Origin of the sequence: Calderihabitans maritimus (assembly GCF_002207765.1) — a bacterium.
Taxonomy (GTDB): domain Bacteria; phylum Bacillota; class KKC1; order Calderihabitantales; family Calderihabitantaceae; genus Calderihabitans; species Calderihabitans maritimus.
In genome coordinates this window covers 1-301 of record NZ_BDGJ01000056.1, presented here as the reverse complement: position 1 = coordinate 301, position 301 = coordinate 1, and the positions used below count along the sequence as shown (strand labels likewise).

The window sequence follows — 301 nt, the reverse complement described above, 5'->3', positions numbered from 1 at the left end:
AGGTAAACCCAAGTTCCTTCTTCTTTGTCCCAATAGTAGCGCCGCTTAAAGGTCATTTCACCAACTAGTGTTTGTAGTGTCCTGGGGTTCCGTTCCTTCAAGATATATCGCTTGGTATCTCGCGTTGCCATCAAAAAAAGATCAATTGCTTCAAGGATTTCCGCCATCAGGTGTCGAAATACTCCTATGAGTAAGTTAAACAGCATCCATTCTAATTTCCTAAAGTCCAAGTTCCCTTCATTAAGTTCTTTAATTAACCATGTCTTCATTTTGAGGCCTTGCTCCTTTCTGTTGTGGTTTT

General features: G+C 40.5%; 1 protein-coding gene. It reads right to left on the bottom strand.

Going from position 1 to position 301, the window contains the following annotated elements; translation table 11 throughout:
- Positions 1 to 269, bottom strand: a 269-nt coding sequence (locus tag KKC1_RS05725) for a UPF0236 family transposase-like protein (RefSeq protein WP_192868103.1), incomplete at its 3' end; no start/stop codon positions are given.
- Positions 270 to 301 lie beyond the last annotated feature (32 nt).